We start from the raw sequence: 21,400 nt of genomic DNA on the forward strand, positions 1-21,400 counted from the left end.
CGCATGTCGACCGTGAAGAGCCGGCGGGAGCAGTACTCCGAGGCCACCCGGGCCGCCCTGCTGGCGGCGGCCACCCGCCGGTTCGCCGAGCACGGCTTCGCCGGGACGGCGCTGGAGGACATCGCCGGCGACATCCAGGCCACGCGCGGCGCGATCTACCACCACTTCGCCAGCAAGACGGCGTTGTTCGAAGCGGTCTTCGAGCAGCTCGAGACCGAGGCGATGGAGCTGTCCGCGAGCGCGGCGGCGCGGGCGGCGGACCCCTGGTCGGCGGCGTTCGCGGCCCTCGACGTCTTCCTCGACCGCTGCTGCGACCCGGTGTACGGCACGCTCGTCTGGCGCGAGGCGCCCCTGGCTCTGGGCTGGCTGCGCTGGCAGGCGGCCGAGGAGCAGTACGCGTACGGGCTCGTCGAGCAGCTCATCAAGGCGCTGGTGGAGGGCGGCGACATCGACGACCAGCCATTGGAGACGACGACGCGGCTGGTGTTCGGCATGCTCGGCACGGCGGGGATGGCGCTGGCCGAGGCGTCCGATGTGGACAAGCCGCGGCTGAAGGCGGAGTACGCCGCCGTCATCGGGCGGATGGTGTCCGGGTTGCGGCCGGCGGTCGGCGAAGTGAGCGCCGGTTAAATCGTGACCTCGGCGTTTCTTGGCGACCGATTTATACGATTTTTCAAGCCTTTCGAGTTAATGGGGACACCGCGCGTAGCGCTTGTTGGGTCCGTGTAAGCTCCGGTCTCGCTTGACCGGGTGATCGCTCACCCGAATCAGTGGCCGCCGGTCGGGGCGCGCGGCCCTGCTGTCGCGGTCCGGGCTCGGATAGGAGATTTATGCAGGTCAGGTCCACTCTCGTGCGTGGCGGGATCGCGGCTCTCGCCGCGGCCGCCGCCGTCATGATCGGTTCGCCGGCCGCCCTTGCCGACGACGGTGCCGCCCACGGCCGCGTCGTCGAAGTCAAGGACGCGAAGGGGAACATGGTTCCCAAGGCGACCGTCGGCTACCGGCTCAACCTCGGCCGCGGCGGCGACTACATCGCCGAGCTGTTCGAGATGAAGCTTTCCAACGGCAGCACGCTGAAGCTGTACTGCGTGCAGATCACCGTCGGCCTGCGCACCGACGTCGACATGGTCGAGCGGCCGTGGAACAAGTACCCGGCCAAGGGCGCGTTCAACGAGAACAGCGCGAAGATCAACTGGGTGCTGCACAACGGCTACCCGGGCACCGGCCTCGACGCGCTGGGCAAGGCGCTGAAGAAGCAGGGCGTCGAGCTCCACGGCGGCGTCTCCGAGCAGGAGGCCATCGCCGCGACGCAGGCCGCCGTGTGGCACTTCAGCGACGGCGTGAAGCTGGACGCCACCAAGCCGCTGGCCGAGGAGGACGACGCCGGCATCAACGCCGACGTCGCCGCGCTCTACGCCTACTTCACCGGTGACCAGAACAAGGGCATCGGCGAGCAGCCGAAGCCGACGCTGAACATCGCCGCGGACAAGACCGAGGGCGCCGCCGGCGGCAAGGTCGGCCCGTACAGCGTCGCCACCAGCGGGGACATCACCTCGCTGACCAGCCAGCTGCCCGAAGGCGTCAAGATCACCGACGCCGACGGCAAGGAGCTGAAGAGCTCGGACGTCAAGGACGGCAGCAAGCTCTTCGTCGACATCCCGGCGGGCACCAAGCCGGGCAAGGGCGCCTTCACCCTCAAGGCCACCGGCGAGCTGGACACCGGCCGCCTGTTCGTCTCCGAGAACTACGCGAAGCAGCCGGCGCAGTCGCTGATCGTCGCCGACTCGGAGAAGACCGAGGTGACCGCGAACGCGCCCGCCAGCTGGACCGAGGCCGGCGCCCCGACCACCGCGCCGAGCACCCCGGCCGGCTCGAACGGCGGGGGCGGCGACCTGGCCAACACCGGCGTCGACGCCGCGGTTCCGTTCACCGTCGGCGGCCTGCTGCTCGGCGGCGGCGCGCTGATGCTGCTGGTGAACCGGCGTCGCAGCCGCGCGTAAGCAGTAAGCAGTACCCGGAACGGGGTCGGTCCACTGTGGACCGACCCCGTTTTTCGGGTGCCGGGGACCCGACCATCGGATTGCGATCATCGGGGCAAAAGCGGCGAACCGCACGTGGATTGGTCTAGACTTTTCGCCCGGACGGCGAAGGGACGACGGCATGCGCGGTACGACCGTTCCGCCCGGGACGCCCTGCCCGCCACCGCGGGCGGGGGAGCTGCCGATGCACCGGCTGGAGGTGCCGGCCCCGCACGCGCCGCCGTTCGCGGTCGGCACGTTCGACGAGGTCGGGCCGCTCTCGCGAGCGGAGTTCCCGCACCGGCACACCTTCCACGAGCTCGTCCACGTCACCGGCGGCACCGGCGCGCACGTCGTGGACCTGACGCGCCGGCCGCTGCGGCCGCCGCACCTCGGTGTCATCGCGCCGGGCCAGGTGCACCAGTGGGCCGGCGTGCGCGGCCTGACCGGCCACGTCGTCGTGTTCACCGACGACTTCCTCCTCGACCATCCGCCCGACCGCGAGCTGTTGCGGCGGCTGAGCGAGCAGCCGTGGCTGGGGCTGGACGCGCGCGCCGAAGCCGGCGTCACGCGGCTGATCGCGGATCTCGTCGAGGAGCATCGCCACGGCGAAGAGTCGGTGCTGCGGGCGCTGCTCCACGTCCTGGTCGTGCGCGCCGGACGGCTGCTGGGGACGCCGCCGCCCGAGCCGGCCGGGACGGTCGCGGCGGAGTTCGCCCGGCTCGCCGGCCGTCCCGACCTCGGGCTGTGGTCGGTGTCCGCGCACGCCGAGCGCATCGGCGTCACCCCGGGGCACCTCACCGAGGCCGTGAAGGCCGCGACCGGCCGCACCGCCGCGCAGGTGCTGCGCGAGGCGCGGACCCGCGAGGCCCAGCGGTTCCTGCTCCGGACGGACCTGACCGTGCGCCAGGTGGCGTCGCGCGTCGGGTTCGCCGATCCGGCTTACTTCTGCCGGTTCTTCCGCCGGGAGACCGGGCTGAGTCCCGGCGACTTCCGCCGTGGCGGGGAGAAGCACCACGACTGACCGGTCCAGTCCATCGTCGCGGACCCGGTGCGCTGCCTACGTTCGAGGGGATTCCCGACGCCCCCACGAGGAGCAGGCATGGACGAAGACAGCAAGCTCAGCCGCAAGACGGTGCTGCGCGCCGCGCTGGCCGCGGGCGTCGCCGCGCCGGTCGCCCTGATCGGCGGCCCGGCGCTCGCGCGCACGACGGTCGCCGGCGGCCAGGCCCCGGAACTGACGCCGGCGTGCCACGACGGCGACGAGCCGACGATCGAGCAGACCGAAGGCCCCTACTTCAAGCCGAACTCGCCGGAACGGACCGACCTCGTCACGCCCGGCACCCAGGGCACGCGCCTGACGGTGTCCGGCTACGTCTTCGGGCGTGCCTGCCTGCCGGTGAACCGCGCGCTGCTGGACTTCTGGCAGGCGGACGTCAACGGCGCCTACGACAACACCGGCTACACCTTCCGCGGCCACCAGTACACCGACGCCCAGGGCGCGTTCCGGCTCTCGACGATCGTGCCCGGGCTCTACCCCGGCCGCACCCGGCACATCCACGTCAAGGTCCAGGCACCCGGCCGGCCGATCCTGACCACCCAGCTCTACTTCCCGAACGAGCCGCGGAACAACACCGACACGATCTTCGACGCGCGGCTGCTGATGACCGTGCGGGACAACGGCTCCGCGAAGGAGGCCGCGTTCGACTTCGTGCTGAACGTCCCGCAGAACCCGACGTCGACCCCGCCGACGTCGACGCCGCCGACCTCCACGCCGCCCGGGGGCACCAGCTGGACGGCGGGCACCAGCTACGCGGCGGGTGCCCGGGTCACCTACGGCGGCCAGGGCTACGTGTGCTTGCAGGGGCACACCGCCCAGCCGGGCTGGGAACCCCCGGCCGTCCCCGCGCTGTGGCGGGCCGGGTGACTCCCTGAGGAGGGCCGGGTCCCGGCAAAGTCGGTGGTCTGCTCCGGCGGTCTTACGGCAGTACGGGCCCGGCGCCGGGACCCGCCCGACTTCCGCACGATTGGCGTCGACTCCGCACGGGCCGGCCTGGGACATTCGCCGGTATGACCGATTCCCCCACGTGGCTGCGGCGCTTCCACCCGGCGACGCCCGGCGCGCCGCGGCTCGTGTGCTTCCCGCACGCCGGCGGGGCGGCGAGCTACTTCCACCCGCTCTCGGCCGCGCTGGCCCCCGCGGTCGACGTCCTGGCCGTGCAGTACCCGGGCCGGCAGGACCGGCACGCCGAACCGCTGGTGGACGACCTGTCCGTGCTCGCCGACCGGCTGGCGGACGCGCTCGCCGCCGAGGTCGCCGGGCCGGTGGCGTTCTTCGGGCACAGCATGGGCGCCAGCCTGGCCTTCGAGGTCGCGCGGCGGCTCGGGCCCGGGCCGCTCGGCTTGTTCGTGTCGGCCCGCCGCGCCCCGTCGGCGCCCCGCGCGGTGCGGATCCACGAGCGAGGTGACGACGAACTGCTCGCCGACGTCGGGAGGCTGGGCGGCACGGATGCCCGGGTGCTGGCACACCCCCAGCTCGTCCGCATGGTGCTGCCGGTGCTGCGCAACGACTACAAGGCGGCGGAGACCTACCGCTACCGGCCGGGGCCCGACGTCGGCTGCCCGATCTTCGCGCTGGTCGGCGACCGGGATCCCAAGGTCACCGAGGCGGAGGCGCGGCGGTGGGCGGCGCACACGTCCGGCGGTTTCGAGCTGGAGTCGTTCGCGGGCGGGCACTTCTACCTGAACGACCACTACGCGGCGGTGAGCCGCCTGCTGGACGAGCGGCTCACCCGGTGGACGGGTGAGCCGCTCGTGTCAGGTCAGCAGTAGAGGTTGGCGCCGGGGTCGACGCCGAGGACGGAGCTGATCTGGCGGTACTTCGAGACCCGGCTCTCGACCTGGGCGGGGTTGCCGCCGTTGCATTCGATCGAGCCGTTGATGCTGCGGATGGTCTCGCCGAAGCCGCGGCCGTTGACCATCGCGTTGTGCGGGGTCATCGTGCCGGGGCCGCTCTGGGTGTTCCAGTACCAGAGCCCGGTCTTCCACGCGACGGCCGCGTTCTGCTCGACCTGCCAGGGGTTCCCGAGCAGGTCGATGCCGAGGGCGTCGCCGGCGGCCTTGTAGTTGAAGTTCCAGCTCAGCTGGATCGGGCCGCGGCCGTAATACGCGGCCTGGCCGGCGGGGCAGCCGTAGGGCTGACTGGTGTCGCAGTAGTGCGGGTAGTTGGCCGTGTTCTGCTCGACGATGTAGACGAGCCCGCCGGTTTCGTGGTTGACGTTCGCGAGGAACGCGGCGGCTTCCTGCTTCTTCACCGTGTCGCTGCCGGTGTTAGCGAAGCCGGGGTAGGCCGACAGGGCCGCGGTCAGGCCGCTGTAGGAGTAGAAGCTGTTGCGGCCGGGGAAGATCTGGTTGAACTGGGCTTCGCTGACGACGAACGAACCCGGGTTGCCCGGGTCGGTGCCGCCGCCGCAGGAGTAGGGCTCCCAGTACCAAGTGCTGATGATCGGGTCGTAGCCCGGGTTGGCGTTCTTGGCGCGGTAGTAGCCACCGTTGGTGTAGCGCACGATGGCACCGACGTCGTACCACTGGCCGGCGACCCAGTTGGGGGCGTTGCAGGTGGTCCCGCCGCCCCCGCCGTCACAGCTGTAGGGCTCCCAGTACCAGGTGCTGATGATCGGGTCGTAACCCGGATTCGCGTTCTTGGCGCGGTAGTAGCTGCCGTTGGTGTACTTGACGACCGCGCCCACGTCGTACCACTGGCCGGCGACCCAGTTGGGCCCGCTGCAGGCGGCGGCCGCGGCCTGGGGGGCCTGACCGGTGGCGGCGGGCACGCCGAGCACGAGTGCGGCGGCGGCGGCGAATGCTGACAGGACCGCGACAAGACGTCTTCTCAAGACTGGCTTACTCCTTCGGCCACGACGCAGTCCGGGCGCGGGGGGCGCCCGGTGTCGGAGGGGATGTGCTCATCCGGCCGGGACGAGGGTGACACCGGTCACTAGAGCAGATTGGTCTAGTCCAGTCAAGGATTCCGGTGTTCCGGGCACGGGGTCTGCGCGAACGACTCCCGAGTTGAACCGGTTGGCGGTGCGGTTCCGGCGGCTCCTCAAGCGTCGCGAATGACTCATTCGGGGCGCCGGAGGTCTCGAATGAGTCATTCGCGACGCCGCTACGCCGCGGACTCTCCGGCCGGTTTCCGCGCCAGCACCCGTCCCTGCGGCACCCGCGCCGCCGGGTCGCGCAGCACCTGCGTCACGACCTCGAACCCGGCGTCCACCACCAGCTCGCACACCCGCTCCAGCGGCAGCCAGTAGATGTCCAGCGAGAAGCCCTCGTGCCCGTAGCCGTCGGTGCGGTGGTGGTGCCGGTCGCCGGCGTGAAACCCCAGCTGCAGGTAGCCGCCCGGGGCCAGCACGCGGAACAGCTCCGCGCACACCTCCGGCAGCCGGGCCGGCGGGGTGTGGATGATCGAGTACCACGCCACCGCGCCCGCGAGGCCGCCGTCCGGCAGGTCCAGCGCGAGCAGCGACCCTTCGGAAAACCGCAGGTCCGGGTGGTCGCGGCGGGCGACGGCGAGCATCTCCGGCGACAGGTCGATCCCGGCGACGTCGAGGCCCGCCGAAGCCAGGTACGCCGTCACCCGGCCGGTTCCGCAGCCGAGGTCGGCGACCGGGCCGGCCCCGCGGACGAGGTCGGCGAACGCCGTCAGCAGCGCGCGGTCCTGCACGTCCTCGGCGATGGGTGGCACGAACCGGTCGTAGCTCTCGGCGACGATCGAATAGGTGTGGCGCGTAGTGGTCAGGAAGTCGGTCACGGCGCGCACGCTACCGGCGGCCACCGACAGTTTCCGCGGTCCGTCCTAAGTGGACTGAGCGCGGCCCAGGTGGTCGAGCATCGAGCGGACGGCCTCGAACTCCCGGACTTCCTGGCGGCAGTCCGGGCACGCCGAAAGGTGCCGCTCCACCCGCGCCGTGTCGACGGCGTCGAGCAGCCCCAGGCTGTACGCCCCGAGGTCGGTCCGGTCGTACCGGGCCATGGATCGCGTCTCCGTTTCCGCGTCCCGCACGGGAACGCCCGCACTGCCGGACATCTCCAGAGTCCCGACGCGCGCGCGGTTGCCGGCACCGTTTCACTGTTTTCCACCCGATCGGCCGACAACTTGAGGCGTCGAACAGCCCATGTGAGTGACAAGAAGTCGTCACGGTACTCACCGGTCCGGACACGGAAAGCTTTTCTGCCCCGAATTTCGGCGATTCGGCGTCATGGCTCCCGACCGGGGTCGTCGGACCTGCGTCGGACCCGAATTTTCCGGGCTCGACCTGGGCGAAGGCGATCCGGAACGAGGAGAGCGAGAGCGATGACCGTACGGAGCCACCTGGCGAACGACGTCGTCGAAGAAGTCGGGGTGTGGCTGGCCGGGGAGTTCACGGGGCGGCTCCCCGCCGCGGAGATCGACCGCGTCGTCAAGGTGACGCGGCTCGACCTCGAAAGCAGTATCGCGCCGGAGGAGCTCGGGGAGATGCTCCACCGGCTGGGCCGGGCCCGGCTGCAGCGAATCCTGCAGCTGCCCCCGGTCGCGCGGGTGCGGATCCCCACGTCGCGGTGACCCGCCGCTTTCTCGGGAAAGCTTCAGCGGGACGCGGCCGCCTTGATCGTCCGGAGGACCGGCGCCGTCTCCAGGGCGCGGATGGCGTCGAGCGCTCCCAGCCGGCGGGTCAGGTAGTGGTGCAGCGCCGCCGCGTCCGGGCAGAGCGCGTGCGCGACCAGGTTGGCCGTCCCGGTCGTCGCCGCGACGAGCGCCAGCTCCGGGTGGCCGGCCAGCTGCCGGGCGACGTCGTCGAGGTGGGCCGGGGCGACCGCCATCCAGAGCAGCGCGTGGGTCGTCGCGCCCAGCGCGGCCGGGTCGACCTCCAGGTCGAAGAACACCGTGCCGCCGGCTTGGAGGTCGGCCAGCCGGCGCGCGACGGTCGCCGCGGACCAGCCGGTGGCCGTCGCCAGCTCGGCCAGGCTCGCCCGGCCGTCGCGCTGCAACGCGGCCATCAGCGCGGCGTCGTCGCCGGTCAGCGGCTTGCCGTCGCCGGAGAAGGCCGGGGTCAACGCGGCGATCTGCGCCGCGTCGAGAGCCTGGGCCCGCCCCAGCCACGCCGTCGGGCCGCCGAAGTACCGGTGCAGCAGCTGGTGCGCTGAGACCGCCGTGATGCTCGCGGAGCGCGGGATGTCCCGCAGCAGCAGCGAATGGTCGCTCGCGGCCGGCGTGGACACGTTCACGCAGATCTCGGTGCCGCCCGACACGAGCTTGACCCACGCGGTGTCGGCGCGCCGCGCGAGGGCGAGCGCGACGTCGCGTGCGGTGTTCGGGGTCGCCGTCAACCGGATCATCCATTCGGCTTGCCCGGCGCGTTGCGGGTCCGGCAGCCCCACGACGCGAAGCGACGCTTCGGCGCGTAGCCGTCGATAGCGCCGCGCCACCGTCTGGGTCGAGACGCCGAGGGCGTCGCCGATCTTCGTGAACGGCGCCCGGCCGTCGAGATGCAGCGCGTGGATCAACGCGCGATCGACGTCGTCGAGTGCGGTCATATCCCTCATCAAAGCCCACGACGTGGAAGAAATCAGCCAGACGACCGCGATGAGTGGAAGTCGTGACGGGAAGCGGGCCAAGGTCGGCGGCGACCGAAAGGGGGTACCTCTTGCCGACCACGACCCGCTACCGGCACCGCTGGGCTGCACTGGCCGTGCTGCTCGCCGCCGAAGCGATGAACCTGCTCGACGCCACGATCGTGCAGGTCGCCGGCCCGGTGATCCACGCCGGCCTGCCCGGCCCGGCCGCCGACATCCCGTGGTTCAGCGCGGCCTACACGCTGCCGTTCGCGGCCCTCCTGATCACCGGCGGCCGGCTCGGCGACGTCTTCGGCCGGGCGAGAGCGTTCAAGATCGGCGTCACGGCCTTCGTGCTCGCGTCGCTGGTCTGCGCGGCCGCGCCGGACGCCGGCCTGCTGATCGGCGCCCGCGCGGTGCAGGGCGCGGCGGCGGCGCTGATCATCCCGCAGACGATCGGGCTCATTCGCGCGCTCTTCGACGGCGACGAACTCGCGAAGGCGCTCGGCAGCATCGGCCCGGTGATGGGCCTGTCCGCGGTCGCCGGACCGCTGCTCGGCGGGGTCCTGACGCAGGCGCTGTCGTGGCGGGCGGTGTTCCTGGTGAACGTCCCGCTCGGCCTGGCGGTCCTGTTCGCCGCGCGGTTCCTGCGCGAGGACAAAGCCGCCGTGCGCCCGAAGCTCGACCTCGTCGGCACCGCGCTCGTCGTCGCCGGCGCCGGCCTGCTCGTCTACCCGCTGATCAGCCCGGCCGGGACGTCGTGGCCGCTGCTCGCCGCCGGGGCCACGCTGCTCGTCGCGCTCGGGTTCCAGCAGCGCCGCACGCCCGCGCCGCTGGTGGAGCCGAGCCTGTTCGCCCACCGCGGGTTCCCGGCCGCGCTCGCCGGGTCGCTGCTGTACTTCGCGGTGATGACCGGGCTGATGCTCCTCGTCCCGATGCGGCTGCAGCTCGGCGACGGCGTCGACGTCCGCACCGCGAGCCTGACGCTGCTGCCGCTCTCGGCCGGGCTCGCGGTGTCGTCGTGGTTCGCCGGCTCCTGGCTGGTGCCGGAGTTCGGCGCCCGCGTGATGTTCGCCGGACTGGCCTTGCTGCTGATCGGGATCCTCGCCGTCGCCGGCGGACTGACGCCGGCGCTGGTGTTGTGCGGCCTCGGGATGGGGACGTTCACCGTCCCGTTCTTCGCCGCCGCCCTGCACCGCGTCCGGCCGCACGAGACGGGCTCGGCCGCCGGGCTGCTCAACGCCGTGCAGCAACTCGGCGGCACCCTGGGCGTCGCCCTCCTCGGCGGGCTCTACCTGCGCACCGGGACGGCGACCGCGGCCTTCGGCGTCGCCGCCGGGTTGACCGTGGCCGCCGCCGTGGCGGTGATCCCGCTCAATAGTCGTCGCGGCCGGTGAACTGCTGCTCCAGCAGCTCGGCCGCGCCGGCCACCAGCTCGAGGGGGTCGATGAACTCGTTGATGTCCAGGTTGACCAGCGGCAGCGAGTGGCGCAGGACCAGGTGATCGCCCATCACCGCGAGCCCGCCCACGACCGTCGAGTTGCCGACCTCGGTCAGCACGTCGAGGAGGTCGACCTCGTCGTGGCGGGCGAACGGCGTCGCGATCTGGACCCAGTCCTCGCGCTGGTCGAGGATCTCGCGGGCGATCACCATGATCTGGGCCCGCTGCTCGGTGTCGGGGTCGTCGCCGAAGATCAGCCGGATGCGGAGCTCGTCGGGGTCGTCGCGCACCACCCGGTATTCCTGCCTGATGTAAGCGACCAGATCGCCCCAGTTCGCCACGCAGTCCTCCGCTCTCGTACTTGTTCGGACGCTCAGCGTAGCGATCAGGCGGTGCCGATCCGGTCCAGGTCGGCCAGCACTTCGGCGGGCAGTTCGAGCGAAGCCGCGGCGAGGTTTTCACGCAGGTGCCCGAGCGACGACGTCCCCGGGATGAGCAGCATCGACGTCGACCGCTGCAGCAGCCAGGCCAGCGCGACCTGCATCGGCGTCGCCTCGAGCCGGTCGGCGCAGTCGTCGAGGATCCCCGACTGCAGCGGGCTGAACCCGCCGAGCGGGAAGTACGGCACGAAGGCGATGCCCTCGGCGGCGCACTGGTCGACGAGGGCGTCGTTCTCGCGGTGCGCGAGGTTGTACTGGTTCTGCACGCAGACGACGGGCGCGATCGCCTTCGCCTCCTCGAGCTGCTCGGCGCTGACGTGGCTGACGCCCAGGTGCCGGATGAGCCCCTGCTGCCGCAGCTCGGCGAGCACCCCGAAGGGTTCGGCGAGCGACATCGGCACGGGGTAGTCGCCGGCGTTGTTGCTGAGCCGCAGGTTCACCACATCGAGCGCGTCGACGCCGAGGTTGCGCAGGTTGTCGTGCACGGCCTGCGTCAGGTCGTCGGCGGACAGCGCGGGCGGCCACGCCTTGTCGGGCGTGCGTCGCGCGCCGACCTTCGTGACGATGGTCAGCGCGTCCGGGTACGGGTGCAGGGCTTCCTTGATCAGCGCGTTCACGGTGTGCGGGCCGTAGTAGTCGCTGGTGTCGAGGTGGGTGACACCGCTTTCGACGGCTTCGCGCAGCACGGCGACGGCGCTGTCGTGGTCGCGCGGCGGCCCCCAGACACCCGGGCCGGCCAGCTGCATGGCGCCGTACCCCATGCGGGTCACGGGGACTTCGCCGCCGAGGGTGAACGTGCCGCCCAGGTTCGCCATGCCGCTCCTCAAGTAGGTGCTGTTCCGCGAAGGAGTCTAGGCAGGCTCAGCCGCAGACGCCCTTCGCGCGCAGCACCCGCGTCACCGACTCCTGCACGCGCGCTTTCGGCAGCTCTCCGGACTTCACGGCCTGCTCCAGCCGGTTCAGCACCTCGTCCACGCGGCCCCCGGACGACCACAACGCCTCGTCCGCCCCGGCCTGCAACGCCTTCAGCACGGCGTCCGGCAGCGAGTACTGCGCCGTGATCGCCTTCATCGCGCCGAGGTCGTCGGTCAGGACCAGGCCGGTGAACTTGAACTCGGTCCGCAGCAGCTGGTAGGCGGCCGGCGAGATCGACGCCGGGACGCCGCCGGTCAGATCGGGGACGTCGAGGTGGCCGACCATCACCGAAACCGGGCCGTAGTCCGCGAGGTTCCGGTACGGCACCAGGTCCAGCGTCCGCAGCTGCGCGAGCGGCGGCGTCACGACCGTGCCCTTGTGCGAGTCGCCCGAGCCGTGGCCGTGGCCCGGGAAGTGCTTCAGCACCGGCTGGACACCCCCGTCGCGCAGGCCCGCCGCGAACGCCGCGGCGTACGTCTTCACGCGGTTCGGGTCGGGGCTGAAGGACCGGTCGCCGATGACGTCGTCGTCCGGGGCGTCGGTGACGTCGGTGTCCGGCGCGAAGTCGACGGTCACCCCGCGGGCACGCAGCCGGCGGCCGCGGTCGGCGGCCAGCGCGCGGACCTCGGCCGGGGTCTTGGTCGCGGCCAGCACGCGGGCCGACGGGAAGTCGCCGTCGAGATCGTCGATGCGCTGGACGCGGCCGCCCTCTTCGTCGACCGACACCGCCACCGGCAGCTTGGCCACGGCCTGGACGGCGTCGAGCGAACGATCTTTCAACAACGCTGTTGCGTTACCGCCGATGAAGATCCCGCCGACCTGGTTGTCCCGCACCAGCGACACCGTGGCGCCCGGGTCGTCGCCGGACACGCCCACGATGACCAGCTGCGCGACCTGGCCGCGGACGTCGAGGCCGTTGACCAGCGACGCGCAGTCACCGGGCCGGGTCAGGCTCGACGTCGGGGCCGGGGAAGCCGGGGCGACCGTTCGTGCCGAAGACGGGGGAGGAACCGGCGACCGCGGGACCGCCAGCCCGGACACGGTGTCCGATTGACAGCCCGTGACCAGGGAACTCACGACAGCGATGCAGAGCGCCACCCCCAAGGCGGCCGGACGTCGGCGGTTCATCGGTCCCTTCACTCGTCGGTGTGCCCCACGACGGTAGTCGACGGCCCGCTTCACGATGTGAAGAAGGGCTGCACCGCGGTTAGAGAATTCGTGAAGGCGCCCTCAGCAGACTGGCACCACCAGGACACGGACAGTGGGGAGGGGCCTCGATGGACCAGGTGCGAGTGGCGGCGTGGGCTTCGGACCCGATCGCGCTCACGGGACTGATCAACCACCTGAAGTCCCGGCCGGAGCTGCTGGTCGTGCCGCGCGCCCGGCGGGGCGAGGCGGCCGTGCTCGTGTTCGCCGTCGGGCAGGTCGACCGCGAGGTGATCGCCGCGCTGCGGGCCGCCTCCGCCGAGTCGCCCGCCGCGATCGTGCTGGTCGCCGGGCAGGTCGACCCCGGGCACCTGAGCCTGCTCGCCGACTGCCACGTCTCCGTCGTGCTGCCGCGGACCGCGCTCGACCGGCTCACCGACAGCGTGCTGGCCGCCGCGCGGGGACGCACGACGTCGCTGCGCGACCAGGTCGAGGCCCTGGCCCACGCGGGCACCCCCGCCGCGTTGACGCCGCGCGAGGTGGATGTGCTTCGCCTGATGGCCGAAGGCTGGGACACTGCGGAGATCGCGGGCAAGCTCTGCTACTCGGAGCGGACCGTGAAGAACGTCATCTACGCCATGACCAACCGGCTCAATCTGCGCAACCGGCCGCACGCGGTCGCCTACGCCGTGCGGGCCGGTGTGATCTGAGGAAGCCCGTTGCGCACGATCGTCCGCCGGACCGCCGTCGCGGTCGCCGCGTTGATCCCGCTCGCCGCCTGCAGCCCCGGTGACGACGGGGGCCCGACGAAGCTCACCATCGCCACCTTCGGCGAATTCGGCTACGCACCCCTGATCGCCGAGTACCAGAAGCTGCACCCGGACATCACGGTGCAGAACCGCGTCACCGATTTCGACACCCACCACAAGGGCCTCGCGACGCAGCTCGCGACCGGCCACGGTGCCGCCGACGTCGTCGCGATCGAAGAGCAGTACATCCCGCAGTACCGGAAGGCGAAGGACAAGTTCACCGACCTCGCCTCCTTCGGCGCGGGGGATCTCGAAAAGCAGTGGGCGCCCTGGAAGTGGGCGCAGGGCACCGACGGCGCGTTCGTCCTCGGGCTCGGCACCGACATGGGCAGCCTCGCCCTCTGCTACCGGCGCGACCTGTTCCAGGCCGCGGGCCTGCCGACCGGCCGCGACGAGGTCGCGAAGCTGATGCCGGACTGGGACGCCTACGCCGCGACCGCCCAGCGGTTCACGGACAAGACACCGAACGTGAAGTTCGCCGACTCGGCCGGGACCGTCTACACGGCGATGCTCAACCAGTCGCCCGAGAACTACTTTTCGGCCCGGGACGACTCGTTCATCGGCGACCGCAACCCCAGCGTCCACAACGCCTTCACCCTCTCCGGCGGGATCGCCGCGAAGGGGCAGACGGCGGCCGCGACGACGTTCACGCAGGCCTGGAACGTCGCGATCAAGCAGGGTTCGTTCGCGACCGTCGCCTGCCCGGCGTGGATGCTCAGCCAGATCAAGGAAGCCGGCGGCGACGGCACCAAGGGCAAGTGGGACGTCACGACCGTGCCCGGCAAGAGCGGCAACCAGGGCGGTTCGTTCCTGACCGTGCCGAAGCAGAGCGCGCACCCGAAGGAGGCGTACGAGCTCGCGCGCTGGCTGACCGCGCCGGAGCAGCAGAAGAAGCTCTTCCTCTCCGACGGCATCCTGCCCAGCGAGCCGTCGGTCTACGCGGACCCGCAGGTCGTCGCGCACACCGACCCGTACTTCGGGGACGCGCCGATCGGGCGGATCTTCGCCGCGTCGGCCGATCAGCTGCGGCCGAACTACCGCGGCCTGCGCGACGCCGACGTCCGGCCGGAGTTCGGCCGCGCGCTCGGGCGGATCGAGGACCAGACCGACGGCGTCGACCAGGCCTGGGCGGAAGCCGTCCAGCAGGCGCAAGCCGCCCTGAAGTAGCGCGCGTGCACCACCGGCTCGCCCGTTTCGACCGCAAGGCCACGCCGCTGCTGTTCGTCGCGCCCTTCTTCGGCCTGTTCGTCGTCTTCGGCGCCTTCCCGCTGCTCTACACGGCGTGGGTGTCGCTGCACGACTGGAACCTGCTGGAGGGCGACCAGGGCTACCTCGGCCTGGGGAACTACGGCGCGCTGCTCGCGGACCCGAACTTCTACAACGCGCTCGTCAACACCGTCGGCATCTTCCTGCTCGCCGCGGTCCCGGAGTTCCTGCTGGCGCTGGGCATCGCGGCGCTGCTGGACCGCCCGCTGCGCGGCGCGACCTGGTGGCGCACCGGGATCCTGCTGCCGAACGTCGTGTCCGTCGTCGCGATCGGGCTCGTGTTCGGGCAGCTGTTCAGCCGCGACTACGGCGTCGTCAACGAGGTTCTCGGCTGGTTCGGCGTCGCGCCGGTCAACTGGCAGGCCGGGACCTGGACGTCGCACCTCGCGGTGGCGTCGATGGTGCTCTGGCGCTGGACCGGCTACAACGCGCTGATCTACCTGGCCGCGATGCAAGCCGTGCCTGGCGACCTCTACGAGGCCGCGGCCATCGACGGCGCCTCGCGCTGGCGGACGTTCTGGTCGATCACGGTGCCGGGCATCCGGCCCGCGCTGGCCTTCACCGCCATCGCCGGCACGGTCAACGGCCTGCAGCTGTTCGCCGAGCCGCAGCTGTTCGACGCCGGCGGGTCGGGCGGGACCGGCGGCAACGACCGCCAGTTCCAGACGCTCGTGATGTACCTGTACGAGAAGGGCTTCACGCACTTCGACGCCGGGTACGCGGCCGCGCTGACCTGGGTGATGTTCGTGATCTGCGCGCTCTTCGCGCTGGCCAACTACCGGCTCGTGCGCCGGTTCGTGAGGTCGGCGTGAGACGCCCCGGCGGCTGGGTCTACGTGGTGCTGATCGGCGTGCTCGGCGCGTCGATCTTCCCGCTGTACTGGTCGTTCGTGGTGTCCACTCGGGACAACTCGGCGATCGGCGAGACGGCACCGATCCTGCTGCCGGGCGGGCACCTCGTCGAGAACGTGCGGCGCGTGTTCGACACCGTCGACTTCTGGCTGGCGCTGGGCAACTCGCTGATCGTCGCGGGCACCGTCATGGTGTCCAACGTCGTGCTCGCGAGCCTGGCCGGGTTCGCCTTCGCGCGGCTGCGGTTCCGGGGCCGCAACACGCTGTTCCTGCTGGTAGTCGGCTCGGCGATGGTGCCGGCGCAGCTCGGCGTCATCCCGCTCTACCTGGTGGTCGGCGAACTCGGCTGGTACGGGCGGCTCGAAGCGGTGATCGTGCCGGGGTTGCTCAGCGCGTTCAGCGTGTTCTGGATGCGCCAGGCGTGCGAGAACGCGATCGGCGCCGAGCTCGTCGACGCGGCGACCGTCGACGGCTGTTCGACCCTGCGCACCTACTGGCACGTGGCGGTGCCCGCGTTGCGCCCGGCGGCCGCGGTGCTGGCGATGCTGACGTTCATGGCCGCGTGGAACGACTACTTCTGGCCGCTGGTGGTACTCGACCCGAACGAAACACCGACCGTGCAGGTCGCCCTGTCGCAGCTGGCCAGCGGCTACTACACCGACTACGCGCTCATGCTCACCGGCGCGACCGTGGGCGTGCTGCCCGTGATCGCGCTGTTCCTGCTGCTGGGCCGCCACATCGTCCGGGGGATCCTGAAAGGGGCGCCAGTATGACCGGTCTTTCCTTCCCGCCGGGCTTCCTGTGGGGCGCGGCGACCGCGTCCTACCAGGTCGAAGGCGGCGTCTCCGAGGGCGGCCGCGGACCGTCCATCTGGGACACTTTCGCGGCGCGGCCGGGTGCTGTCCTCGGCGGTGTGTCGGGCGAGGTCGCGTGCGACCACTACCACCGGTTTCCCGAGGACATCGGGCTGCTGGCGGATCTGGGGCTGGGTGCGTACCGGTTTTCGGTGGCGTGGCCGCGGGTCATGCCGGACGGGCGGACGCCGTCGCCGGCCGGGCTGGCGTTCTACGACCGGCTGGTGGACGAGCTGCTGCGCCGCGACGTCGTGCCGGTGCTGACGCTGTACCACTGGGACCTGCCGCAGGCGCTGGAAGACGAGGGCGGCTGGCCCGCGCGTGACACGGCTTATCGGTTCGCGGACTACGCTTCCTTCGTTCACGACGCCCTGGGTGACCGCGTCGACCAGTGGACGACGATCAACGAGCCGTTCTGCGCGGCGTTCCTGGGGTACGGCAGCGGGGTGCACGCGCCGGGCGTCCAGGACTACGACACGGCGCTGGTCGCGGCGCACCACCTGTTGCTGGGGCACGGGCTGGCGACGAGGCGCTGACTTCGGCGGCGCGGCCGGGGCAGGAGTTCTCGCTGGCGCTGAACTTCGCGCCGGCGTTGGCGGACGGCACGTCGCGGGCACACCTCGAAGCGGCGCGGAAGTTCGACGGGATCCACAACCGGTTCTTCCTGGACCCGGTGCTGGGCCGCGGTTACCCGGCGGACGTGGTGGCAGACGTCGAGCACCACGGCGGTCGGTTCGCGGCTTCGGTGCGCGACGGCGACACGGACACCATCGCGGCGGCGATCGACTGGCTGGGCGTGAACTACTACGCGCCGGCGCGGGTGACGCCCCTCGAGGATCTTTCGGTGCACGGCAACTGCCCGCTGCCGGGGTTGCGAGGCTTGGACGTGCTGCCGGCGGTGGGGCCGCTGACGGCGTTCGGGTGGGAGCAGGCGCCTGCGGTGTTCACGGACCTGCTCGGCTGGCTTTCAGCGCGGTCCGGCTTGCCTTTGGTGGTGGCGGAGAACGGCGCGTCCTTTGTGGACAAGCCGGCATCCGGCCGGGTGCACGACGCGGCCCGGGTGAACTACTTGATGGAGCACGTCCGCGCGGTGCACGACGCGATCCGTCTCGGTGCGGACGTGCGGGGGTACTTCGCGTGGTCGCTGCTGGACAACTTCGAGTGGGCGATGGGGTATTCGCAGCGGTTCGGGTTGGTGCACGTCGACTTCGAGACGCAGGCGCGGACGGTGAAGGACTCGGGGCGGTTCCTCGGCCGGGTCGCCCGGGCCAACGCGCTAGGGCCGCTGCTGGCGGAAGGCGTCGGCGACGCCCGAGCGTGACGGCGTCTCCAGCTTCCCCAGCAACCGCGTCACGTGGGCCTGCACCGTCCGCCGTGGCAACGACAGCTCCGCCGCGATGTCCGGGTTGGACCGGCCCTCCGCGACCAGGCTCGCGATCCGGACCTCGATCGGCGTCAGCGATTCCCAGCCGTGCCCCGGCCGGACCGCGGAGAACAACGCCCCGCGCCGGACACCCAGCCGCCGCAGCCGGGTCTCCGCCCGGCGCAGGTCCCAGCGCGCTCCCAACGTCGTGTAGATCTCCGCCGCCTCATCGAACGCCGCGTGCGCCGCGTCCAGTCGGCCCGAGCGGGCCAGCAGCTCCGCCGCGTCCTCGAGCACGGAAGCCAGCTCCGGGCGGCGGCCGACCGCGCGGAAGTGCTCCGCCGTCGCGAGCGCCGCCGCCGGGTCCTCTTCGATCAGGCCCCGGCACCACGACACCGCCGCGTGCGCCCGCGCCGGGCGTCGCTCCTTCGCCGCCTCCTCCTCGCAGACCTCCAGTGCGCGGCGGGCGCGGACGACGTCGCCCTGCTCCATCGCCAGCCGCACGAACGTCGGGAGCCACTGGTGGCGCAGCATCATCTGCGCGTACGTCGGGTTCAGGATCGGCTCGAGGACGGCCATCGCGCGGACCCGGTCGCCGCGCTGCTCGGCCGCGAGGGCGTCCGCGACCAGCAGGAAGTCGAAGCTCTCGCGCTCGGCGCCGGTCGCCGGGGCGTACTCCTCCGCCGCGTCGAGGTGGGCCGCCGCCTGGGCGCGGTCGTCGCGGCGGCCCGCGATCAGCGCCGCGACGCCGTGCAGCAGCAGGGCCGCCGGGCCGGGCTCGCGCAGGCCGTAGAACGTGATCGCCGGGCCGTCCTCGGTGACCGTGTCCAGTTCGACCAGGGCCTCGTCCCAGTGGCCTTCCCAGTACCGGTGCACCGCGACGGACACCTGCAGCCCGACCGGCATCGAGTGCCGCACCGCGACGTCACCCGCCGCGCGCAGGGCCGCGTCCGCCTCGGCGAGCCGGTCGAGGTTCTGGAGCGTGAACACGCGGTTGTCGAGCAGGTCGAGGTGCAGGTCGGCCAGCTCGTGCTCGTCGCCGACGGCCTCGATCGCCGCGTCGATGTGCGTGAGCGCGGAGTCGTGCTCGCGGCGCACCGAATCGACCAGCCACAACGACTGCAGCGCGTGCGCCGTCAGGTACCGGTCGCCGCCGGCGAAGGACTTGGTCTCGTACGCGGCTTTTTCCGCGGTGTCCAAATCGGACAGATCGCCGCGGCGGAAGTTCGCCAGCAGCTGCCGGTGCTTGACCCGCCAGAGCTCCGGCACGGCCGGGTCGTCGACCGACGCGGCGAGGATCCCGACCGCGCCTTCGGTGTCGCCCCGGCGGTGCCGCAGCGCCGCCAGGACGTGGCGCATCTCTTCGGCGGTGTCCGGCTCGGTGGCGACGTCGAGAGCTTGCTGCGCCAGGGATTCCGGGTTGCGTTCCAGCCGGAACAGCACCTTGACCAGCGCCACGAGCAGGACTTCGCGCCGCGGGCCTGCCCCGGCGGCCAACGCGCGTTCCAGCAGCTCGACGGCGATCAGCGGCGCCCGGTTGGACACGGCCGCGTGGTGCGCGGCGAGCCAGTCCAGCACCCATTCGTCCACAGTGGCCGGTGCGGCCACCAGCTGCTCGGCGACGCGCTTCACCGGGGCACCGATCCCGGCAAGCGCTTCCGCGGCCTGCCGGTGCAAAGCCGCCCGCGTCCCGGCCAGCAGCCGGTCGTAAAGCGCCTGCCGCAGCAGGGGGTGCCGGAACGCCAGCTGCGTCCCGGTGTCGATGAGGACGTTCGCGGCGACGGCCTCTTCCAGCGGCTCCAGCAGGTCCGACGGCCGGGTGCCGAGCACCGCGGCGATGTCCCCGACGGCGAACTCCATGCCCAGCAGCGCGCCCCAGCGCAGCACTTCCTGGGTCCGGGCGGGGAGGAAGTCGAGCCGCCGGTCGACCGCGGCGACCAGCGAGCGCGGCGCTTCGAACTCCGCCGGGTCGTCGACGTCGGCCTCGCCGCCGGACAACTCGACCGCGCCGGCGCGCAGCAGGACGTCGACCATTTCCTTGACGTACAACGGGTTCCCGGCGCCGCGAGCGGCCAGCTCGCGCAGCCCGGGCCCGGGCACGGCGCCGATCTGGTCCTCGATCAGCCGTCCGACGTCTTCGCCGGTCAACGGGGCGAGGTCGAGCACCACGCCGTCGCGCGCCTGGACGCCGCGCCGCAGCTGGGCGAGCTCGGCGCGGTCCGGCGCCGGCCGGGTCGCGGCCACGAGCAGCAGTGGCAGCTGCCGCGTCGCGGCGCAGAGGCGGTGCCAGACCAGCACGGACGCCTCGTCCGCCCACTGCAGGTCGTCGACCACGAGGACCTGCGGCGAGCGCGCGCACAGCTCGTCGACCAGGGCCAGGAGGCGGTCGACGGCGCCGAGCACGGGGTCGGCCGGCCCGAGGCCGCGCCGCACCGGCCCCTCGCCGGCGAGTTCCTTGGCCACTTTCGCGCGCCGCGGGTCGGCCGAATGCGCGTCGATCGCCAGGCACTCGAGCATCACCTGCAGCGGAAAGCGCGTGCTCAGCTCGTCGGCGGCGGCCCACAACCGCTGGAAGCCGGGGCCGTCCGGCAGGGTGCTGGTGAGCAGCTCGGACTTGCCGATCCCGGCCTCGCCCTCGATCCACACGGCCCGGCCGCGCCCGGCCCGGACATCGGCGACGAGCTCGGCGAGCCGGGTCGTCTCGGCTTCGCGGCCGAAGAGCCGGTGCCCGGTGACCTCGGCGGGCGCGGCGGGCGCGTCGAGACCCGGGTCCTGGGCGAGGATCTGCTGGTGGAGGCGCTGCAGCGCCGGGCCGGGCTCGACGCCGAGCTCGCCGACGAGCGTGGCGCGGGCGTCGCGGAAGACGTCGAGGGCGTCGGCGTGCCGGCCGCTGCGGTAGAGGGCGAGCATGAGCGACTCGCGCAGGGACTCCCGCAGCGGGTGCTCGCCGGCCAGCACCGCCAGCTCCGGCGCGAGGTCGAGGTGCCCGCCGAGGGCCAGCAGCGCCTGGGCGCGCCGGTCGAGGGTGTTCAGCCGCAGCTCGGCGAGGTATTCGCGGTGCCGTTCGGCGAACGCGCCGGGCACGCCGGAGAGCGCTTCCCCCTGCCAGAGCGCGAGGGCGGCGTCGAGCTCGGTGACGGCCGCCCGCGGATCACCGCGATCGAGGTGCCGCTGCGCGCGTTCGCGATGCCGGTCGAAGACGGCGGCGTCGAGCGCGTCCTCGTCGAGCAGCAGCGAGTACCCGGCGGGGTCCGACACGAGGACGCTGGCGGCCGACCAGCGCGAACGGCCGGGTTCGAGCGCCCGCCGCAGCCCGGAGACGTAGGTGTGGACGCTGCCCTCGACGCTCGCGGGCGCGGAGTCGCCCCAGACACCGGCGATCAGCTCGGCGCGCGGGACCGGGCGGCCGGCGTTGACCGCGAGCACGGCGAAGATCGCGCGCTGACGGGCGGGGCCGAGGCCGATCTCGGCCGCCCCGCGCCAGGCCCGCAGAGGTCCCAGCAAGCCCACTCGCAGACCGGTGTCCGCTTCCCCTCGCATGTCCCTGCCGTTCCCTCGGGGGACGAACCCGCCGGGGGCGGGCCCCCAGGACCCCGGCGGACATCTTTCGGTGCCGACTACTCCGGCGAGCTTACTGACGTGGCAAGCCCGTACCGGGTTGCCCGGTGACGGGATGGGTTACGACTTCGGTAGGGGGTTAGCG

At 72.1% G+C, this 21,400-nt stretch carries 19 protein-coding genes and 1 pseudogene; 12 read left to right on the plus strand and 8 right to left on the minus strand.

Annotated elements, in window-relative coordinates; all coding sequences use genetic code 11:
• Nucleotides 1-3 precede the first annotated feature (3 nt).
• The 5 genes from AB0N03_RS38805 to AB0N03_RS38825 all read left to right on the plus strand — a co-directional run bounded on the left by AB0N03_RS38805 (nt 4) and on the right by AB0N03_RS38825 (nt 4,850).
• Nucleotides 4-630, plus strand: coding sequence for a TetR family transcriptional regulator (locus AB0N03_RS38805; RefSeq protein WP_364383049.1), 627 nt, complete (start codon nt 4-6; stop codon nt 628-630).
• A gap of 200 nt (nt 631-830) precedes the next feature.
• The gene (locus AB0N03_RS38810; RefSeq protein ID WP_364383052.1) at nt 831-2,000 is read left to right on the plus strand and encodes a thioester domain-containing protein; all 1,170 of its coding nucleotides are present in this window, start codon (nt 831-833) and stop codon (nt 1,998-2,000) included.
• A 160-nt stretch (nt 2,001-2,160) separates the two neighbouring features.
• The gene (locus AB0N03_RS38815; RefSeq protein WP_364383055.1) at nt 2,161-3,042 is read left to right on the plus strand and encodes an AraC family transcriptional regulator; all 882 of its coding nucleotides are present in this window, start codon (nt 2,161-2,163) and stop codon (nt 3,040-3,042) included.
• 78 nt (nt 3,043-3,120) lie between these two features.
• Complete coding sequence (locus tag AB0N03_RS38820) at nt 3,121-3,945, plus strand: carbohydrate-binding protein (protein WP_364383057.1); 825 nt, start codon at nt 3,121-3,123, stop codon at nt 3,943-3,945.
• 143 nt (nt 3,946-4,088) lie between these two features.
• Nucleotides 4,089-4,850 carry an alpha/beta fold hydrolase gene (locus tag AB0N03_RS38825; RefSeq protein ID WP_364383060.1) on the plus strand — a complete coding sequence of 254 codons (762 nt, stop codon included), beginning with the start codon at nt 4,089-4,091 and terminating at the stop codon, nt 4,848-4,850.
• Here AB0N03_RS38825 and AB0N03_RS38830 read toward each other — a convergent pair.
• The 3 genes from AB0N03_RS38830 to AB0N03_RS38840 form a co-directional block, all read right to left on the minus strand.
• A complete protein-coding gene (locus AB0N03_RS38830; protein ID WP_364383176.1) occupies nt 4,841-5,860 on the minus strand; it encodes a glycoside hydrolase family 19 protein in 1,020 nt (339 codons plus the stop codon). The two genes, AB0N03_RS38825 and AB0N03_RS38830, sit on opposite strands and share 10 nt — an antisense overlap.
• A gap of 326 nt (nt 5,861-6,186) precedes the next feature.
• The gene (locus tag AB0N03_RS38835) at nt 6,187-6,831 is read right to left on the minus strand and encodes a methyltransferase domain-containing protein (RefSeq protein ID WP_364383062.1); all 645 of its coding nucleotides are present in this window, start codon (nt 6,829-6,831) and stop codon (nt 6,187-6,189) included.
• A 45-nt stretch (nt 6,832-6,876) separates the two neighbouring features.
• Nucleotides 6,877-7,053 (minus strand): zf-HC2 domain-containing protein, encoded by a 177-nt coding sequence (locus AB0N03_RS38840; RefSeq protein WP_364383065.1) that lies wholly within the window; start codon nt 7,051-7,053, stop codon nt 6,877-6,879.
• 321 nt (nt 7,054-7,374) lie between these two features.
• Here AB0N03_RS38840 and AB0N03_RS38845 point away from each other — a divergent pair, with 321 nt between their 5' ends.
• Nucleotides 7,375-7,623 (plus strand): hypothetical protein, encoded by a 249-nt coding sequence (locus AB0N03_RS38845; RefSeq protein WP_364383068.1) that lies wholly within the window; start codon nt 7,375-7,377, stop codon nt 7,621-7,623.
• Nucleotides 7,624-7,646: 23 nt separating this feature from the next.
• Here the strand turns inward: AB0N03_RS38845 and AB0N03_RS38850 are convergent, their stop codons facing one another.
• On the minus strand, nt 7,647-8,594 hold the full coding sequence (locus tag AB0N03_RS38850; protein WP_364383071.1) for an AsnC family transcriptional regulator: 948 nt from the start codon (nt 8,592-8,594) through the stop codon (nt 7,647-7,649).
• 110 nt (nt 8,595-8,704) lie between these two features.
• Between AB0N03_RS38850 and AB0N03_RS38855 the strand changes: the two genes are divergently transcribed.
• Nucleotides 8,705-10,009: an MFS transporter gene (locus AB0N03_RS38855; protein ID WP_364383074.1), complete on the plus strand. Its 1,305-nt coding sequence runs from the start codon at nt 8,705-8,707 to the stop codon at nt 10,007-10,009.
• On the opposite strand, the gene AB0N03_RS38860 is transcribed toward AB0N03_RS38855, so the two are convergent.
• The 3 genes from AB0N03_RS38860 to AB0N03_RS38870 are packed head-to-tail and all read right to left on the minus strand — an operon-like array spanning nt 9,987 to nt 12,485.
• The gene (locus tag AB0N03_RS38860; protein ID WP_364383077.1) at nt 9,987-10,394 is read right to left on the minus strand and encodes a hypothetical protein; all 408 of its coding nucleotides are present in this window, start codon (nt 10,392-10,394) and stop codon (nt 9,987-9,989) included. The genes AB0N03_RS38855 and AB0N03_RS38860 overlap by 23 nt on opposite strands.
• Nucleotides 10,395-10,438: 44 nt before the next feature.
• Nucleotides 10,439-11,308 (minus strand): oxidoreductase, encoded by an 870-nt coding sequence (locus AB0N03_RS38865; protein ID WP_364383080.1) that lies wholly within the window; start codon nt 11,306-11,308, stop codon nt 10,439-10,441.
• 46 nt (nt 11,309-11,354) lie between these two features.
• The gene (locus AB0N03_RS38870; RefSeq protein ID WP_364383083.1) at nt 11,355-12,485 is read right to left on the minus strand and encodes a glycoside hydrolase family 3 N-terminal domain-containing protein; all 1,131 of its coding nucleotides are present in this window, start codon (nt 12,483-12,485) and stop codon (nt 11,355-11,357) included.
• Between the two features lie 200 nt (nt 12,486-12,685).
• Between AB0N03_RS38870 and AB0N03_RS38875 the strand changes: the two genes are divergently transcribed.
• From AB0N03_RS38875 to AB0N03_RS38895, 5 genes and pseudogenes are all read left to right on the plus strand, one after another.
• Complete coding sequence (locus AB0N03_RS38875; protein ID WP_364383085.1) at nt 12,686-13,264, plus strand: LuxR C-terminal-related transcriptional regulator; 579 nt, start codon at nt 12,686-12,688, stop codon at nt 13,262-13,264.
• A 9-nt stretch (nt 13,265-13,273) separates the two neighbouring features.
• Complete coding sequence (locus tag AB0N03_RS38880) at nt 13,274-14,530, plus strand: extracellular solute-binding protein (RefSeq protein ID WP_364383088.1); 1,257 nt, start codon at nt 13,274-13,276, stop codon at nt 14,528-14,530.
• A 5-nt stretch (nt 14,531-14,535) separates the two neighbouring features.
• Nucleotides 14,536-15,441, plus strand: coding sequence for a sugar ABC transporter permease (locus tag AB0N03_RS38885; RefSeq protein ID WP_364383091.1), 906 nt, complete (start codon nt 14,536-14,538; stop codon nt 15,439-15,441).
• Entirely contained in the window at nt 15,438-16,253 is an 816-nt protein-coding gene (locus tag AB0N03_RS38890; protein ID WP_364383094.1) for a carbohydrate ABC transporter permease, read from the plus strand. The genes AB0N03_RS38885 and AB0N03_RS38890 overlap by 4 nt, the downstream gene beginning before the upstream one ends.
• Nucleotides 16,250-17,655 (plus strand): annotated as a pseudogene (locus AB0N03_RS38895) (GH1 family beta-glucosidase). The gene AB0N03_RS38890 and the pseudogene AB0N03_RS38895 overlap by 4 nt, the downstream one beginning before the upstream one ends.
• Here the strand turns inward: AB0N03_RS38895 and AB0N03_RS38900 are convergent.
• Nucleotides 17,611-21,237, minus strand: a complete 3,627-nt coding sequence (locus tag AB0N03_RS38900; protein WP_364383097.1) for a BTAD domain-containing putative transcriptional regulator — start codon at nt 21,235-21,237, stop codon at nt 17,611-17,613. The pseudogene AB0N03_RS38895 and the gene AB0N03_RS38900 overlap by 45 nt on opposite strands.
• Nucleotides 21,238-21,400 lie beyond the last annotated feature (163 nt).

Source organism: Amycolatopsis sp. NPDC051061 (assembly GCF_040682935.1).
Classification (GTDB): domain Bacteria; phylum Actinomycetota; class Actinomycetes; order Mycobacteriales; family Pseudonocardiaceae; genus Amycolatopsis.